Source organism: Streptomyces sp. NPDC020192 (assembly GCF_044388685.1).
Lineage (GTDB): Bacteria > Actinomycetota > Actinomycetes > Streptomycetales > Streptomycetaceae > Streptomyces.
The window spans coordinates 1-13,737 of the sequence record NZ_JBIRXG010000039.1; the positions used below are offsets into that span (position 1 = coordinate 1).

General features: G+C 69.3%; 13 protein-coding genes and 4 pseudogenes. 12 read left to right on the plus strand and 5 right to left on the minus strand.

Features of this window, described 5'->3' with window-relative positions; genetic code table 11:
* Positions 1 to 178: 178 nt before the first annotated feature.
* Positions 179 to 640, plus strand: coding sequence for a UvrD-helicase domain-containing protein (locus tag ACH47Z_RS41195; RefSeq protein WP_399083816.1), 462 nt, complete (start codon positions 179 to 181; stop codon positions 638 to 640).
* A gap of 52 nt (positions 641 to 692) precedes the next feature.
* On the opposite strand, the gene ACH47Z_RS41200 is transcribed toward ACH47Z_RS41195, so the two are convergent.
* The gene (locus ACH47Z_RS41200) at positions 693 to 947 is read right to left on the minus strand and encodes a hypothetical protein (RefSeq protein ID WP_399083819.1); all 255 of its coding nucleotides are present in this window, start codon (positions 945 to 947) and stop codon (positions 693 to 695) included.
* An 18-nt stretch (positions 948 to 965) separates the two neighbouring features.
* Between ACH47Z_RS41200 and ACH47Z_RS41205 the strand changes: the two genes are divergently transcribed.
* The 7 genes and pseudogenes from ACH47Z_RS41205 to ACH47Z_RS41235 all read left to right on the plus strand — a co-directional run bounded on the left by ACH47Z_RS41205 (position 966) and on the right by ACH47Z_RS41235 (position 7,040).
* Positions 966 to 1,517, plus strand: coding sequence for a pyridoxamine 5'-phosphate oxidase family protein (locus tag ACH47Z_RS41205; RefSeq protein ID WP_399083822.1), 552 nt, complete (start codon positions 966 to 968; stop codon positions 1,515 to 1,517).
* A gap of 1,012 nt (positions 1,518 to 2,529) precedes the next feature.
* Positions 2,530 to 3,486 carry an alpha/beta fold hydrolase gene (locus tag ACH47Z_RS41210; protein ID WP_399083825.1) on the plus strand — a complete coding sequence of 319 codons (957 nt, stop codon included), beginning with the start codon at positions 2,530 to 2,532 and terminating at the stop codon, positions 3,484 to 3,486.
* Positions 3,487 to 3,559: 73 nt separating this feature from the next.
* Positions 3,560 to 4,504 (plus strand): NAD-dependent epimerase/dehydratase family protein, encoded by a 945-nt coding sequence (locus ACH47Z_RS41215; RefSeq protein WP_399083828.1) that lies wholly within the window; start codon positions 3,560 to 3,562, stop codon positions 4,502 to 4,504.
* Positions 4,505 to 4,570: 66 nt separating this feature from the next.
* Positions 4,571 to 4,666: pseudogene (locus ACH47Z_RS41220) on the plus strand (sigma factor); the annotation flags it as partial.
* 139 nt (positions 4,667 to 4,805) lie between these two features.
* Positions 4,806 to 5,480: a sigma factor-like helix-turn-helix DNA-binding protein gene (locus ACH47Z_RS41225; RefSeq protein WP_399083831.1), complete on the plus strand. Its 675-nt coding sequence runs from the start codon at positions 4,806 to 4,808 to the stop codon at positions 5,478 to 5,480.
* 67 nt (positions 5,481 to 5,547) lie between these two features.
* Positions 5,548 to 6,312, plus strand: coding sequence for an MBL fold metallo-hydrolase (locus ACH47Z_RS41230; protein ID WP_399083834.1), 765 nt, complete (start codon positions 5,548 to 5,550; stop codon positions 6,310 to 6,312).
* A 464-nt stretch (positions 6,313 to 6,776) separates the two neighbouring features.
* Complete coding sequence (locus ACH47Z_RS41235) at positions 6,777 to 7,040, plus strand: hypothetical protein (protein WP_399083837.1); 264 nt, start codon at positions 6,777 to 6,779, stop codon at positions 7,038 to 7,040.
* A 1,111-nt stretch (positions 7,041 to 8,151) separates the two neighbouring features.
* Here ACH47Z_RS41235 and ACH47Z_RS41240 read toward each other — a convergent pair.
* Positions 8,152 to 9,000 carry an LLM class F420-dependent oxidoreductase gene (locus ACH47Z_RS41240; protein WP_399083840.1) on the minus strand — a complete coding sequence of 283 codons (849 nt, stop codon included), beginning with the start codon at positions 8,998 to 9,000 and terminating at the stop codon, positions 8,152 to 8,154.
* A 183-nt stretch (positions 9,001 to 9,183) separates the two neighbouring features.
* Here ACH47Z_RS41240 and ACH47Z_RS41245 point away from each other — a divergent pair, with 183 nt between their 5' ends.
* The 3 genes and pseudogenes from ACH47Z_RS41245 (at position 9,184) to ACH47Z_RS41255 (ending at position 10,479) form a co-directional block, all read left to right on the plus strand.
* Positions 9,184 to 9,318 (plus strand): hypothetical protein, encoded by a 135-nt coding sequence (locus ACH47Z_RS41245; RefSeq protein WP_399083843.1) that lies wholly within the window; start codon positions 9,184 to 9,186, stop codon positions 9,316 to 9,318.
* Between the two features lie 504 nt (positions 9,319 to 9,822).
* Positions 9,823 to 10,056 (plus strand): annotated as a pseudogene (locus tag ACH47Z_RS41250) (hypothetical protein); the annotation flags it as partial.
* 72 nt (positions 10,057 to 10,128) lie between these two features.
* Positions 10,129 to 10,479, plus strand: coding sequence for a transposase (locus ACH47Z_RS41255; protein ID WP_399083935.1), 351 nt, complete (start codon positions 10,129 to 10,131; stop codon positions 10,477 to 10,479).
* On the opposite strand, the gene ACH47Z_RS41260 is transcribed toward ACH47Z_RS41255, so the two are convergent.
* The 3 genes and pseudogenes from ACH47Z_RS41260 to ACH47Z_RS41270 all read right to left on the minus strand — a co-directional run bounded on the left by ACH47Z_RS41260 (position 10,463) and on the right by ACH47Z_RS41270 (position 12,845).
* Positions 10,463 to 11,005, minus strand: coding sequence for a GNAT family N-acetyltransferase (locus ACH47Z_RS41260; protein ID WP_399083938.1), 543 nt, complete (start codon positions 11,003 to 11,005; stop codon positions 10,463 to 10,465). The genes ACH47Z_RS41255 and ACH47Z_RS41260 overlap by 17 nt on opposite strands.
* 66 nt (positions 11,006 to 11,071) lie before the next feature.
* Positions 11,072 to 11,694: pseudogene (locus tag ACH47Z_RS41265) on the minus strand (SAM-dependent methyltransferase); the annotation flags it as partial.
* 86 nt (positions 11,695 to 11,780) lie between these two features.
* Positions 11,781 to 12,845 carry a hypothetical protein gene (locus ACH47Z_RS41270; protein ID WP_399083846.1) on the minus strand — a complete coding sequence of 355 codons (1,065 nt, stop codon included), beginning with the start codon at positions 12,843 to 12,845 and terminating at the stop codon, positions 11,781 to 11,783.
* Between the two features lie 354 nt (positions 12,846 to 13,199).
* On the opposite strand from ACH47Z_RS41270, the pseudogene ACH47Z_RS41275 reads away from it, so the two are divergent.
* Positions 13,200 to 13,586, plus strand: a pseudogene (locus tag ACH47Z_RS41275) (short-chain dehydrogenase/reductase); the annotation flags it as partial.
* Between the last annotated feature and the right edge of the window lie 151 nt (positions 13,587 to 13,737).

Here is a 13,737-nt window from a genome sequence, read left to right on the forward strand (position 1 = left end):
GACCGCCGCGACCTGGCACAACGATCACACCGGCCAGCTCGTCCTGCGCTCACTGATCGCCTACGATCACTGACCCCTTGGAATAGATCATCTAGTCGACGTATCGCACGTGCCGGCCGAGGAAGGGCCGGGTTCCGCAGCCGGAGCGAGCCGAGAGGAGGATGCCGCAACTCCGTCCTTGGAGGCGCTGCTCCTGGACGACCTGAACCTGCCTCGCAACGGGACCACGCGCGACATCGTCGACACGGTGCAGCGCGAACAACTGCTGCTGGTGGCCCATCAACGGCCCGGCGCTCTGGTCATCCAGGGCGGACCGGGGACTGGCAAGACCGCAGTGGGCCTCTACCGCGTGATGTGGCTACTGGACAACCAGCGCTGCTCGGCCCAGGACGTCCTCGTCGTGGGCCCGCACCAGGGCTTCCTCGATTACGCCGGGCAGGTCCTGCCCGCACTCGGCGGGGAGACGTCACCACCCTCACCCTCGACCGCCTCCTGGCCGGCGACGGTTCCAGATCCGCGACGGACACCGACTCCCCCGAGGCGGCCTTCCTCAAAGGTGAGGACCGGTTGGCCGACGTGCTGGGGCGGGCCGCCGAGGAGAACTGCCGTCCCCACCGTGCCCGAGTCTCACCACTGCTGACGGTCAGTGAGGACGACGAGGCTGTCTTCCGCTTCGTGTGTAACGGCCGCACCTACGAAGCCGACGCCGATGCCCTGTTCGCCATCGCCGCGAGGCACTGCGTGAGTCCGGCCCCTTCAACGTGCGCCAGGCCAACTTCCGTCTGCGCCTGGCTGGCAAACTCCTTCGCTCCGTTCCTGGCGCCACACCGGAAGACGTCCTGTCCAGCCAGGAGGTCGCCGCCTTCATCCAACGCGTTTGTCCTCTGCTGCAGCAGCAACTCGGCACCAGTGACCGAGCGGCCGATTTCTACGACCGTCAGGTACACCCCTACCTGACTCCCGCCTTGCGGGAGTTCATAGCCCGGCAGAGCATGGTGTTCCTGTCGACCGCCGACTCCCGAGGAGCCTGCGACAGCAGCTTCCACTCCGGGCCGCCCGGATTCTGCGTCTCCCTCGACGACCGCACTCTGACCTACCCCGAATACCGGGGCAACGGTGTCCTGGCCAGTGCGGGCAACATGGCCGAGAACCCCCACCTCGGCATGCTGTTCATGGACTTCACTCATGATCACATAGGGCTGCACGTCAATGGCACAGTGCGGCTGTGCACCGACCGCGACCTCCGCGCGTGGTACCCGCATCTGCCGACCGACACCGCGCCCGGTCGCCAACCCCACCTGTGGGCCCACCTCACGGTCGAGGAGGCCTACGTCCACTGTTCCAAGCACATCCCCCACCTGGAGCCGGCCCCGCGCCCCCGCCTGACCACGGAACGAAACCGCCCCAAGGACAGCGCCTACTTCACCGAGTCCGCCCCTTCTCACCCGGCCCCCGACGCGGGAGATGCCGACACCGGCCGCACCTCATGGCGACAGCGCTTGCGGCTCCGCCACTGATTCTGATCATCTCGTCGCTCCTACGACACCTGACCCCCAGCGCCTCTGCCAATCCGCCTGCGGCCGCAGGGTCCACGCACTGATCCCCGCATCGCGAACGACCTGTGTCCTACGCCACTTGCGCCTCGGCTGCAGGCTGCGTTCGCACAACACCCTGATCGTCTCGACTCCGTCGGCCGTACGCAGTGACTCCAGCAACGGCATCAGGTCAGACCGGGACAAGGTCAACGTGCTCTCCCCGGGTCGAACTGCCCGTTCACCACTCGGTGGGGCACCTTCCGGTACTCGGCTCCCTGCCAGGGGCGCCGGGTCAGTACAGCCGGGCCGGCCGCAGGCCGCCCGTCGACCGGTCCCTACGCACGACGACCGGGTACTCCCAGGCGCCCCGGCTGGCCTCCGCGACCGACCCCACACCGAACGCAGGTAGAACGCGTACGCCACCGGCGCGCCGCGATGAGCCCCGCCACCTGGCCACGAAGCGCCGGGTGGTACTCCACCTCGCCGCGCCCAGCAGGCACTGAAGCTTCGTCCGCGCCATGGTGCCTCCGCCCGGCAGATGCCACGCGCCCGGCGACCTCTCGTCGCACAGCCCTACCCAGCGGGATCGTCCGCGCGACCAGCCGCAAGTCTCCTGCGGCGTCATACCGTCCCAGCAACAAAGTGAACGGCGCCTTCACCGGCCCGGCGACACCGCCCACCACGCCTTCGGTGCCGGCGCCGAAGGTGGAAGCCGACGGCTTCGCGGAATCTCGTGGTGGTCGACGGCAAGCAAGTCGCCGCCTGCGGTGGCTCGGCAACCGGATCCGGCTCACCGGCCGTCGGAGGGGCGCCAACCTCAAACTGACGTCATACCGATAAACCGCCGCCGCTACGACGGCCAGACGCCCGGCAACGGCCATGACGCTCGTCAGCCATGCCGAGACCACGGCTCCTGCCCAGGGGAATGTCATGACACGGGGAGCTGTCTCGTCCTAGGGGCGAAACGTAAACCTCGACCAAGGAGTGACACCCGATGAATCTGCGTTCCGGTCTAGCACTCGCGGGTACGGCGATCGCCCTGCCCGTCCTGCTGCACCGCCATCGCGGTGAGACGATCACCATGGACGCCCGCGCCAGACGGGATGCGCCCGGATCCTTCGTCCGGCTCCGCCGCGGCATGACGCACGTCTTGGTGGATGGACCCGAATCAGGAGAGCCGGTCCTGTTCGTTCACGGAGCGACCCTGTCGCTGTGGGTGTGGGACGGACTGTTCGAACAGCTGGCACGGGCCGGGTACCGGACCATCCGTTTCGATCGGTACGGCATCGGCTTCAGCGACCGTCCCGACACCGATTACAGCCAGGCACTGTTCGAGGAACAGATCACCGACCTGCTGGAGGTGCTCGGCGTCGACCGCCCGGTGACGCTCGTCGCGCTGGCGTTCGGCGGCCCGATCGCGGCCGAGTTCGCCGTGCACCATCCCGGACGGGTCGCCGGCGTGTGTCTGGTCTCCCCCGACGGGTTCGCAACCCCGCTCAACCTCGGCCTGCGCCTGTCCATGGTGCCCGGGATCGGTGGGCCGTTCTTCCGGCTGACCGGAAACCGGGCGTTGAAGTCCCGCCTGCCCGGCTACTCCCGTGACCCGCGCGTGGTCGCCCATGTTCAGGCGCGTCTGCTGCCGGAACTGCGCTACCGGGGTTTCAAGCGCAGCCTGCTCTCCGCGCTCGGCAACGTCCCGATCCACGGCGCCGAATACCTGTACCGGTTCCTGGACACGCGCGACATTCCCGTCCAGGTGGTGTGGGGGCGCCAGGACCCCATCACCCCGATGCCGCCGGACGAGGTCCTGCGCACCGTCTTCTCCCGCGCCGACCTGCGCCCGCTCGACGGCGTGGGACACCTGCCGCACTACGAGCGCCCCGACGAGACCGCCGCGATCATCCTGGACTTCCTGCGCGCTGCGGTCGCGGACCGCCGTGCCGTCCTGTGAACCGGGTCACAGCCGATCATGGGCTGCCGGGGCGCCCCGTCTCCTGTATGTCAGCACGACGAACGGAGATGCCATGAAGATCTTCATTGCCGGCGCGACCGGCGCCGTCGGCAGCCGGCTTGTGACTCAACTCGTGGCGCGCGGCCATGAGGTCGTCGGCACCACCCGCTCGGCTGCCAGGACCGGTGCCCTGCGCGCGCTCGGTGCCGAACCGGTCATCGTTGACGCGCTCGACCCCGACTCTGTGGCCGACGCGGTGGCCAAGGCCGAGCCCGAGGTGATCGTCCACCAGCTCACCGCGCTGAGCGGACCGGCCGGGTTGAAGAGCGTGAAGCGGATGGCGGCCGCCACCAACCGGCTGCGCACCGAGGGTACCGACCATCTGCTTGCCGCCGGACGCGCCGTCGGCATCCGCCGGTTCGTGGCCCAGAGCAACGCTCTGTGGATGGAACGCACCGGCGGCCCGGTCACCGACGAGAGCGGCCGGCTCGAGCCGAACCCGCCGCCGGACGGCGCGGAGGCAGTGGCCGCACTGCGCCACCTGGAGGAATCGGTGACGGGCATCAGCTGGGCCGAGGGCATCGCGCTGCGCTATGGCGGCTTCTACGGACCGGGGACCGGCATGAGCGCCGCGCCGGACGCCGTCATGGCCGCGCAGATCCGCAGGCGGAAGTTCCCGATCGTCGGCGGCGGTGGCGGGGTGTGGTCGCTGGTGCACATCGCCGATGCCGCGTCGGCCACGGTCGCGGCCATCGAACGCGGCACGTCCGGGATCTACCACGTCGCGGACGACGAGCCGGCACCGGTACACGTATGGCTTCCGGAACTGGCCCACGCGCTCGGCGCCAAACCGCCGCGCCGCATTCCCGCGTGGCTCGTCCGTCCACTGGCCGGCAAGGCCGCGGTGGATACGATGACGCGGGCTCGTGGGATCTCCAGCGAGAAGGCCAAGCGCGAGCTGAACTGGACGCCTGCGTACCCGAGTTGGCGCACGGGTTTCACCCAGGGATTGGAATAGGCCGGTATGTCCGCCTCGGACCTGTACAGCGAGCTGCGCCCCCGGGCGTTCGCCATCGCCTACCGCATGCTCGGCAGCGTGAGCGAAGCCGAGGACGTCGTACAGGAGGCGTTCCTGCGGATGCACCAGACCCTGCAACGGGACGAGCCCATCGCCTCGCCGCGCGCGTACATCGCCACCTTGGCCACCCGGCTGGCCATCGACCAGCTCCGCTCGGCACGCGTACGGCGGGAAAGGTACGTCGGCGAGTGGCTCCCGGAAACCGCTGGTCACCGGTCCGACGCCGGCCGACCTCGCCGAGATGGCCGACTCGCTGTCGCTGGCGTTCCTGGTGCTGCTGGAAAGTCTGTCGCCGCGCCAACGAGCCGCGTTCCTTCTGCGCGAGGCATTCGACTATCCGTACGCGGAGATCGCCGAGATTCTCGGCACCGACGTGGACGGCACGCGGCACCTGGTCGCGCGGGCCCGCAACCACCTCGGCAAGCGCCGACCGCGCTACCACGCCTCACAGCGGCAACGAGAAGAGCTGGCCCAGAGCTTCTTCGCCACCGCGCAGAAGGGCGATCTGCGAGCACTGGAGACGCTCTTGGCTGAGGACGTGGCGCTGCACGGAGACGGCGGCGGCAAGGTGCCGGCACTCGGCCGGCCGGTGGGCGGCCGGGAGCGTGTGGCTCGAACCGTGCTGCGAGGGTTCTCCGCATACGCACATCACGGCATACGCATCCGCCTCACCGAAGTCAACGGCCAGCCCGGTGCCTTGGCGTACGACGTGCAGGACCGGCTGGTCGGCGTCCTGGGCCTCGGCATCGCCGAAGGCCGGATCCAGACGATCCACTCCATCAACAACCCCGACAAGCTGCACCACCTCGACCAGGTCAGCGACCTCGGCATCCGGGCGCGCGCGGGCCACCGATCCGGTGGCATGGCTACCCCGTCGTCTGTCGGGGAAGGACCGATTCTCGTTCAAGGAAGGTGACTGCCGTGCTCTCATTGCAAGACCTGGACTTCGCTGATCGGCATCTCGTCGCGAGCGGGGCAGGCCGATGACACTGGCGCGGGCTCGCGGCTGGTACGAGCTGGAAGAACTGGACGACGGCCTCGTACGCATCACCGAGCCGCACGCCGACAAGCTGGTGCGGGCCAACCTGTGGTGGCTGCGCGGCACGGACCGCGACCTCGTCGTGGACGCGGGCCTGGGCGTCGCCGCCCTGCGCTGGCACATCCCCCGCATGTTCGAACGAGACCCGCTGGTCGTCCTCACCCACGCGCACCTGGACCACGTCGGCGGAGCGCACGAGTTCCGCGAACGGGCGGCCCACAAAGCCGCCGAAGAGACCCTGGCACAGGGCGTACCCGCCAGCCTGTACGGCCCCGAGCTCTACACGGAACTCGGCATGGATCCATCCGGAGAAGACCTCCCCGGCCTGCTGATCGACGCGCTGCCCCACACCGGCTACGACCCTCGCACCTACCGCGTGGAGCCGCTCACGGTGCACCACCCGCTCCAGGACAGGGACGTGATCGACCTGGGCGGGCGCTCGCTGACCGTCCTGCACCTCCCCGGACACACCCCCGGCTGCATCGCCCTCCTCGAAGAGCGCACCGGGGCACTGTTCACGGGCGACGTCATCTACAACGGCCACCTCATCGACGATCTCCCCGAATCCGACCCGTCGGCCTACCGGCGCAGCCTGGCACTCCTGGCCGACCTGGACATATCCAGCGCCCACCCGGGCCACGGCCGCAGCTTCGACGGGCACCGCCTGCGGGAACTGGCACACAACTATCTCCGCGCACCCAACGCGTAGGCCCACCCTGGTGCCGGGGACCTCGACCAGGTGGCGGGCGTGTACGCCTGCCGAGCGATGTGACCGGCCCGGTGCGGGACGCCGAGGTGCTGGCTGACCGTTCCCGGGCTGACGCCCAGCCTGTGGGCCAGACCGGTGGTGTCGCCGGTTCCGTCAGCAGGGCGAGGATGTGGGCGCGGGCACCGATCAAGTCGGCCAGAGCTGTCGGAGGGGCGGTCGCGTCCGTGTGCCGGACCGTGGCAAGACCGCGGGCCGGATACCGGATCCAGGGTGGCAGAGCAAGGTCGACACAGTGACGGCGTGGTCGCGGAACAGGAAGGGCGTGAACGCCACCCCGTGTCCGCCGACGGCCAGATCGTGGCGCTCGCCGGGGAAGGCGTCGACGGCCGAAGTGCCCGTACCGGGCTGCCACTCCAGGCCGGGGCCGATGTCGGCGCAGATGATCACGAGCGCGGGGATACGTGGTGCGGTACGGCCTGGTGGTGGAGGAGGAGCTGGCCTCCGACGTGATGGGCGAGCTGTCGGCGGAGGCGCTGCGCGAGGTCCTGGAACCCGTCGAGCCGGTGCGCGCGGACCGACGTGCGTGGCCGGACGTACGGGATCCCGGTAGCGTCGAGGAGATCCGCGAGACGTTCGGACACCTCCGCCGGATTCCGTACATGCCGCATACCGGGGCCATCGAGGTACGCGAGATCGGCTGGGCCGGACAGCAGCACCATCTGGCTTGAGCGCCCACGGACATCCATCCGCGCCGGACCTGGAAGCCGCGCTGCCGATTCGGCGCCCCCTACCCTGTCCGTCCAGACGGTCCTGGGCATCGGCGGCAGCGGCATCCTCGGAGCCGAGACGGTCCGCCAGACCGCCACTGCGGGGCAAGGGGACAGCACTTATGGCAAGCGGTTGCGGCCTCAGCCGGAGTACTGACCGCTCTGGTGGCACTCGCGGCCTATCTGTGGCCTTCCTCAGGCGGCGAAACGGCCCAGCCGAAGAACACCCAGCCGGCAACCACCGACAGGACCCCGGCAACGGCTCCGCCGCGCCCGTCGGTGCCCGCCTCGGACACCCCCGCACAGCAGTCGGCGGCCGTTCTCGGCCGTGGCACCGTGCGCATGTCCGAAGAAAACGGCGACTCGCTGGACGTCGGGAATCTGCCGCTCACGGTCTCCCCGTCCGCCGAGGACATCACTGCCTCGTTCTGGGTGTACGGCGGGAAGATCCAGGCGGGCGCCGGCCAGAGCACGGTCATCGCACCGTGGTCCGGATCGGAACCCCCCCACGGCGTCCGGGTGTGCGAACCTGCTCCGTACTCAGCCCACTTCCCTGCTGACCAACCATGCCGGTCTGCCATTCTGCATGGACGACGCGTTCAAGCACCGGGTGGCGGCAGGTCACGTGCTGTCCTACGACGGAACGGTGAGCCGGACCCAAGTGACGGTGTGGGACACCCAGTTGAACTGACGGCCGTCACCTTGCGCCGGCTCCGGAGCGCCCTGGTCGAGCAGTTGGTGATCATGCGTCAGCTGCCGCGCGGTCGAGGTGCCCCATCCTCTTTTTCGTGCCGCGCCATGCGAAGACCAAACCGCGCGTCGTACCGCTTCCATCTGCGGTCGTGACGCTTGTAGCGCTGGGAGGCCGGCAGGCAGCGTGGTAGTTCTGCCGCAGGTAGATACTCTTCCCGACCACCTCGACGTGCGTCGCGTTCGGGGACGGCTTCGGGGCCTTGGAGCGGGTGCTCAGGCCCTCGACGCCCTCGGCCTGCTACCGATGATCGTCGGTTTTGGACGACAACGACTCATCACGAACTGGACGTCACATGACTGCGCCGAAGCCCTGGCCCGGTCAGTGCGGGAGATCGGCGTGCCTCTCCAGAAACGCGCCCACCTCGACCGGGTCCTCCAGCGGCAGCGGGTAGACCAGCAGCCGGTCCACGCCGAGTTCCGCGTAGCGCAGCGCGCTGTCCGCGTCCACCTCGACCGGATTGATCTGCATGAAGTTGATCTCCAACCGGCCCAGCTGCGCCGGCCGGGACACCTCGGCCGCGGCCTTGCGTAGCCCTTCGAGGTGGGTGACCAGGTCCTCTGGGGAGCTGCCGTTGCCGATCCAGCCGTGCCCCTTGACGACCGCACGCCGGTACGCGGCCGGGCTGTGCCCGCCGATCATGATCCGCGGGCCGTCCGGCCGCACCGGGCGCGGATACGCGTCCACGTGTTCGAAGTTCGCGTACCGGCCGTGGAACGCCGGTTCCGGCTCGGTCCACAGCTGCCGCATCGCGTCCAGGTACTCGTCGGTGCGGCCGCCGCGCTCGGAAAGCCGCACACCCACCGCGGCCATTTCCGGCTCGAGGTAGCCGGGCGCGACGCCGAGAAGTACCCGGCCCTCGGACAGCACGTCCAGGCTGGCGACCTGCTTGGCCAGCACCACCGGATTGCGTTGCGGCAGGATGAGGATCCCGGTGCCCAGCTCCATCCGCTCAGTCAGCGCGGCCACATAGGACAGATGCACCAGGGGGTCGAGAATCGGGTCGGTGGGTGCCATCGGCGAGTCGGGCACCCGGGGGCTGGGCAGCACCACGTGGTCCCCCACCCACCAGGAGCGGTAACCCAACTCCTCCGCCCGGCGGGCCAGCCGTGCCGTGTCGGCCGGCCCCAGCGTCGCCTTGGCACTCAGGCCGTACACACCCAGTTCCACGAACCGCTACCTCCATCGATCCCTACTCGGCGGCACCGTGTCCCGGACCACCCGCAGGCCCACTGCCAGGTGTCATAGGTGATCGCCGCGTTGTTCACCAGCACGTCCAACCGACCGTGCCGGTCGCCCATTCCCGGTGTCGGAAGATCCGGCCCTGCCGACTGCGCCTCCCAACTGCCGCTCGTGCTGACCGACGACGTCATGCCCCAGGCCCTCGCCCTACCCGCCGCCTACGTCGTTGCACCGGCCGTCGTCGTCACCAAGACCCTCGTCGAAGTCCTCGGCGTGGTCGCTTACGTCCGCCCGTGCCCCGCCTGATCTCCGCCCCGGAGCGGGCCGAGGTCGCACGCTGACGAATACGACAGCCCGCGAATACGTGCCGGTTACCAGCTTGTCCAGCCGCGGGATGAACGGGCCGGACCGGGGAAGGGGAGCGCGAGTGACGATGCCCAGCAGCATCGGCTTGGACGGCCAGAACAGGATGCAGGGATGTGGTTCTGCTGGGAGTCACAGGACCGCTGACCGACGGGCTCCCACCTGATCGGGGCGTTCGCCCTGGTGTCGGAATGAGTGTCCGGATACAAGAACGGCCACCGGGTGATCTTGGAGATGTCGAAGGCCCGAAGGAGATCAGCACGATGACCGCTCCAGACAGTGTGCCCCCGCACGCCCTCGCGGAAGACAACCTCGCCGCGGTGAGTCCCGCTCTGCTGCACGAGATGGTCAAGACGTTCGCCGACGCGCTCATGTCCGCGGAGGGCGACCCTCTGCGGAGCCGAATACGGCCAGGTCGGCGACGAGAGAGTCAACCACCGCAACGGGTATCGCCCGCGCGAGTGGGACACCCACGCGGGGACCGTCGAATGCGCCGTTCCCAAGCCTCTCATCAGCGCGGTCACCACGGCCTACCTACTCGGCGTCTACACCCGCCGCGTCGAGAAGCCGGGCCGTCCTCGCGTACCTCCGAACGGCCGTCGATGGGGTGAGAGTGGCGGCGGAGCCGGTGACGACGTCGACTGGGGCGTGCATCGAAAGCGGATCTTGGTCGTGGGATGATCTTGGTTCGTGGCACGTGGAGATCTGGCGGACGAGCAGTGGGCGGTGCTGGAGCCGTTGTTGCCGATGGGCATGAACCCCGGCCGCCCGCTGACGTGGGCCCGGCGACAGCCGATCGACGGCATACGGTTCCGGGTCCGCACCGATGTCCCGTGGCGGGACATGCCCGCCGAGTACGGACCCTGGGGTCGGGTGTACGCACACGCACCTGGCCGTCGAACAGAGGCAGAAGCCCATGTCCATCGTGATCACGGCCGGCAGCGCGGGGATTCTCCGCAGTTCGAGGTCGTGCTGGGCCGCATCCGGGTGCCCCGACTGGGGTACGGCAGGCCCCGTGTGCGCCCCGACGGGTGCGGCACCAATCGCCTCAAGAGACATCGAGCCGTGGCCATAAACTTTGCCGCTGTCAACGAGTGGTTGTGACGTACTGGTCCGACGACAACTCGAACACCCGTACTCGCCGACCGCAGGTGGGATTGACGGTCTCACGGACCGGATGCATCCCCAGTTTGGTCATGATCCGTTCGGAGGCGTCGTTGCCCACTTGAGCGATGCTGACGATCCGCTCCAGCCCTCGCTCTTCGAACCCGAACCGTACAGCGGCCGTAGCGGCCTCGGTGGCCAAGCCCTGCCCCCAGTGGGAACGTCCCAGCCGCCAGCCGACCTCAACCGCCGGCAGTACCTCCGGCAAGAAGTCGGGCACCGAAAGGCCGGTGAACCCGGCCAGCTCGCCAGTTGACCGGATCTCCACGGCGAACAGGCCGAAGCCCTGTGACTCCCACTCGCTCTCCCATGCCTGGACCCCGCAGCGAGTCTGCTGTTCGTCACGGACGCTGCCGTCACGGATCCACCGCATGACCTCGGGGTCGGCATTGACGGCAGCCATGGGTGCAACGTCTTCCTCGCGCCAGCGACGCAGGATCAAACGGGGAGTCTCAAGCGTGACCATCCAATCATTCTGGATCACAAATGGGCTCTCCGCCATCCTCACCAGGCACTTTCGATACACGCGCCCTAGGCGCACCGCCTCGCCGACGAGGGTCAACTGCGCGTCAGGCACGGCGCACTGGGCGAGGAACCGCAGGTGGAACGCTTCCGCGGTGGCGGCAGTGATCCGCTCCGGGGCGTGTCGGGCTGCACGCCCGGCCTGGGCAGGCCCGCAGCCCGGTGAGCGGGGTTGCCGAAGACCGCGCGGCGTGGGTGCGGGCAGACATGAAGGAGACTGTGCCGCCGATCAGTTGGCCCTCGGCGGTGCCGTCGCCGTTCACCGTGAGCAGAACGCGGGCGTATCCGTAGAGTCAGCCCGACAGGGTGAGCAGGAGCTTCCCGCCCGGCCGGGTCTGCGTAAGCAGGGCCGGGAGTACGACGCGTAAGGAGCAGGCGGCCACGATCCTGTCGATGGACGCCTCGAACCAGGACCCGTACAGCTGCGTCCGCGACCGCCGGCGTCGGCGTGTATCCGCAGCCGTACAGCGCGCTCGCGAGCGCAGTCGAGTAGCCGGTGCCGGCGCCGGTCTCCAGCGCCGTGTGTCCCTCCTGGATATCCGCGTCCGCCCACATCCGTGCGACGAGCGAGGGGAGCGTGGACGACGAGATCGGTGCCCCACCGTGCTGTGGGTGCGGGTTCTTCCCGTGAGGAGGTTGAACTCGTGATGTCGTCTCGCTGCTTGGCTGCTGTCAGGGCATAGAGGCAGGGCGACCCAGCGGCATCGATGCTGCCGATGTCATCGGTGGAGGATAGAGCTCGACGTGTCAGCCTGCATGGTCGCCTCCTCGCGTGCCCGCAGGTCCCCATGGAGATGGGCGAACACCGCGCACACCAGCGGCATGACCACTGGGGGCAGCAGAAGGAGGGCCACGGCGGTCGGCAGAATCATCACCAGCACGCCGGTGATCCACACGTTGCCATCGCTGAGCCACAGCATGCCGAGCCCGGCCAGGTGCGCCAGGGGAGCCGCCGCGTACCGGGCCAGCCCGAAGACGGACACGGCAGCCACAGTGACCAGCGTGCCCACGCCGAGCGTGCGCCACCGTGCGTGGCGGGTCAGCACCCAGGAGCGGTGCAACGCCACGAACGGGGAGTGGCGCTCCAGCACCGACTCGGCGGTGGCCGCCGAGAGGCGGAAGTACAGCAGCGGGCCGAGACACCCGACGGCGATCGGCAGTACCCATCCGACCAGCGTGTACTGCGGGGTCGCGGTTTCATGCAGATACGGGGGCTCGACACCGGGCACGTCGCTGCTCTGGATGAGGCCCCACAACACCAGACCCGTCACCTCTATGGCGCCCACAGCCAGCCCGGTCAGCGCGTTGACCGCGAGGGCGGCCGGAAAGCGTGGACGGGTGCGCCGCCACAACTCGCGGGTGGCGAGCGGTCCGCCGTCGCGCCTGGCGTGGGAGTCACCGACGGCGTACGCGGCGTGCAGGACGGAGACGACGAGGAGGGCCAGGACGAACAGCAGTAGCGACACCACGGCACCGACCCGTACCAACGGGGACATGCCGCCGTCGGCGTAGGCCACGTACGAGTCCTCATTGGCGATGTTGGAGTCCGCATAGTCCCGGACAGCCTCGAAAGTGTCCCATGTCGCCGCGAACCCCCCGGCCACGATCACGCAGCCGAGCACGGCCGTCAGGGCGGACACGCGGAGGGTGAAGCCGTACAGCGCGCGGCGGTAGCGCCTGACGACGCCGAGTGCCCCGCCGATGCCGGCGCCCGGCCGCTCGACGGGGTTGTCGCCGATCCCGTCGGCCACCCGGACGGTCGGCTGCTTTCCGTCGTGCGCCATGGTTTGGCCTGACCTCCGTGCTACTCAGTGGTGACAGCGGCCAAGACGCCGTGCGGGGCGCGTGGGGTTCCCGGGGACCGGACTCACGCCCGACGGACCGGAAACAGGCGCGCCCCCACGCCACGGGGTTGCGCGATTCCCCTCCTCTGACCTTGAGTTTTCACGCCCATCCCGGCTCATGGGACGCAGCCACCACGGCCGACCGCTCCTCGCGGACCGGCGGGCGTCTCATGATCTGCGTGCTGCCCGTGCGAGGTCTCGGGCTGCCATGGCGTGCGCACCGTGCCCACCACCCGGTGGCCCGCGGCCAACGCCGCGCACGCGAGTGCGCGGCCCAGGCCGGTGCTGACGCCGGTGTCGGGCATCCTCGAAACGCTCGGCAAGGAGGTCGCCGATTTCGGCATCCATGTCACCGCCGTCGAGCCGGGTAGTTTCCGGACCGACTGGGCCGGTCGCTCGATGATCCGCGCCCCCCGTGTGATCGCCGACTACGACGAGCTGTTCGAGCCGCTGCGCGCCCGGCGCATCCACGGCAGCGGGCACCAACCTGGCGACCCGGACAAGGCCGCGGCCGCGGTGCTGCGCATCGTGGCGGCCGACCAGCCGCCGACGCGCCTGCTGCTCGGCACCGAGGCGCTTCGGCTCGTCCAGGCCGGACGCGACGCCTTCGAGCGCGACATGCTGGCATGGGCCGAGCTGTCGGCCTCCACCGACTTCGACGACGTCAGCCGGTCCGCCTGACGTCACTCGCCGTCAGGCCCCCAGCGCGGGCCTCGACGGCGGCCGTCATCACCAAGCTGGCCCGCTCTTGGTCCACCACAGCCGGACCTGCTCGTAGCCGTTCACGTCACCCAGCGCCTCCTGGTAACCGGGTGGAGGTTGAAGTTCAAGC

What these genes read in the sequence shown, in the direction of transcription:
- ACH47Z_RS41210 (WP_399083825.1), top strand. Translation starts at nt 2,530, where the DNA reads ATGAATCTGCGTTCCGGTCTAGCACTCGCGGGTACGGCGATCGCCCTG.
- ACH47Z_RS41215 (WP_399083828.1), top strand. Translation starts at nt 3,560, where the DNA reads ATGAAGATCTTCATTGCCGGCGCGACCGGCGCCGTCGGCAGCCGGCTT.
- ACH47Z_RS41225 (WP_399083831.1), top strand. Translation starts at nt 4,806, where the DNA reads ATGGCCGACTCGCTGTCGCTGGCGTTCCTGGTGCTGCTGGAAAGTCTG.
- ACH47Z_RS41230 (WP_399083834.1), top strand. Translation starts at nt 5,548, where the DNA reads ATGACACTGGCGCGGGCTCGCGGCTGGTACGAGCTGGAAGAACTGGAC.
- ACH47Z_RS41255 (WP_399083935.1), top strand. Translation starts at nt 10,129, where the DNA reads ATGAACCCCGGCCGCCCGCTGACGTGGGCCCGGCGACAGCCGATCGAC.
- ACH47Z_RS41260 (WP_399083938.1), bottom strand. Translation starts at nt 11,005, where the DNA reads ATGGTCACGCTTGAGACTCCCCGTTTGATCCTGCGTCGCTGGCGCGAG.
- ACH47Z_RS41270 (WP_399083846.1), bottom strand. Translation starts at nt 12,845, where the DNA reads ATGGCGCACGACGGAAAGCAGCCGACCGTCCGGGTGGCCGACGGGATC.